The sequence below is a fragment of the Corynebacterium sp. KPL2830 genome (genome assembly GCF_040225635.1).
In the GTDB taxonomy this organism is placed as follows: Bacteria; Actinomycetota; Actinomycetes; order Mycobacteriales; family Mycobacteriaceae; genus Corynebacterium.
In genome coordinates, this window is the sequence record NZ_JBEHFR010000059.1 from 1 (window position 1) to 1,981 (window position 1,981).

The following is a 1,981-nucleotide window of genomic DNA, read 5'->3' on the forward strand; positions in this document are numbered from 1 at the left end:
CGAAGCCCCAGCTCGTAATCGTGGATATTACGCAGACCGTAGGAGATGGTGACGGCGTCAAACGTATTATCCGCAAAGGGCAATTTCATGCCATCGCCGGCCACCTTGGGCACGTCGCGCTCGCTTCCGGCGGCGAGCATGCCGCGCGAAAAATCGCAGGCTACGCACCACGCGCCGGACTTCGACAGCTCTTCTGTGGACACCGCGGTTCCGGCCGCGAGGTCGAGTACCTTCTCCCCCGGCTGCAGGTTAAGGCGTTCGCGGGTGCGCTTGCGCCAGCGCTTGTCCTGCCCAAAGGACAAGACGGTATTGGTGAGGTCGTATTTTTCGCCGACGGCGTCAAACATGCGCGCGACGTCGAAGGGCTTTTTATCCAGATCTGCCTTAGACACAAATGCCTAGTCTAGGCTACGCGTGCGCCGAGGGCACGAGCCGCCCACCGCGGCAGCTCTGGGCGCTGCCCCAAAATGGTCAGCGGCACCCGCCGGGTATCTTCTAGCACCTCTTCGTAGTAGCCCACCAGCTGCTCGCACAGCGCGGTCCACGTCTTCGAAGAAATGGATGCGCGGGCATTATCCCGCAACTCCGCATGGATCTCTGGGTTTAAAAGCGCATCGACGGCATTAGGCAGATCCTCGACAAAGCTATCCACGTCTAAGAGCAGGCCGTTATAGCCTTCCTGGATAAGGTCCACGGGCCCGCCTGCCCGCGGGCCGATGGTGGGCACGCCAGAGGCCTGGGCCTCCTGGATGGACTGACAGAAGGTTTCAAATTCGCCGGCGTGCACAAAGACATCGAGCGAGGCATAGGCCTGGGCTAGCTCCTCGCCGCTCAGCGCACCAGTAAACACGGCGTTGGGAAGCTGTGCCTCCAGCAGGGGGCGCTCGGGGCCGTCACCAACAATAACCAGCTGAATATCCTCGCGGCCATTGAGGGCGGACAAGCGGTGCACGCCCTTTTCCGCGGCCAAGCGGCCGACGAAGCCGACGATGTTTTTCTTTCCGCTCCGGTCCCAGCTGCGGCGCAGGCTAGCAGAGCGTTTTTCGGGATGGAATAGCTCGGCATTGACGCCGCGGCCCCAGTGGCGCACGTGCTTGATGTGGTGCTTTTCCAAATCCCGGATGGTCAGCGAGGACGGTGCCAGGGTCATCTGGCAGGAATTGTGGATGGTACGCAGCCACTCCCACACGCCATAAGCCAAGGCGGAGGCGTGGTACTTGGTGGCGAACCCCGCAACATCGGTTTGGTAGAGCGCCACTGCCGGAATGCGCTGTTGGCGGGCCGAAAATGCGCCCGCCGCACCCAACACAAACGGGCTAGCTAGGTGGATGATATCGGGCTTGAATTTCCGCAGCGCGTCATCCACGGCCGTGGTAGGCACGCCCACCGGCAGCGAATCCACCAGCGGCACGCGCACGGTGGGCACGCGGTAGATGGGAAAGCCCAAATAATCGGGGATTTCTTCTTGACCCTCGCGGGCACCGGGAGCGATGACAATCGCATCGTGTCCGGTTTCGTGCAGGTGCTCCAAAACGCGCAGCACCGAGTTTGTCACGCCATTGACATTGGGGAGGAACGATTCGGCCACGATTGCAACTCGCATGCCACCATAATGGCCTATTTTTCTTGGCCTTTGGTGAATCCAATGAAAAATCTGGGTAAATTATTTTTCAGCGGGCTTTTCAGCGCGGCGGGTGGTCAGGTTAATGAGCCGCCACAAACCCACGGCGGCAAGCGTCGACACGATGGCCACGGACAGCGCCGGTATGACCGCCAAGGTCCATTCGCGGCCTTCTACCTTCACCAAATCCGGATTATCCTCGGCGTACTGCACCCACACCTGCTGGCCCTCACCCAGGTCGGTGGGATAGAGCAATCCTTGCCGCGGGGAATGATAGATCCCGTCACTATCTTGAAAATCCACGGTGGTGCGCAGCACGCCGACGTCCTTGACCGTTGCCAAGGCCCGGCTAGGCTGCGC

The 1,981-nt window shown here is 60.9% G+C and carries 3 protein-coding genes; all 3 read right to left on the reverse strand.

Going from position 1 to position 1,981, the window contains the following annotated elements:
* The coding region (locus tag ABRP87_RS11175) for a class I SAM-dependent methyltransferase (protein ID WP_349868842.1) at positions 1-392 on the reverse strand (392 nt) is incomplete at its 3' end.
* Between the two features lie 11 nt (positions 393-403).
* On the reverse strand, positions 404-1,603 hold the full coding sequence (locus ABRP87_RS11180) for a glycosyltransferase family 4 protein (protein WP_349868844.1): 1,200 nt from the start codon (positions 1,601-1,603) through the stop codon (positions 404-406).
* 60 nt (positions 1,604-1,663) lie between these two features.
* Positions 1,664-1,981: DUF3592 domain-containing protein (locus tag ABRP87_RS11185; protein ID WP_349868846.1), on the reverse strand; the 318-nt coding region annotated here is incomplete at its 5' end.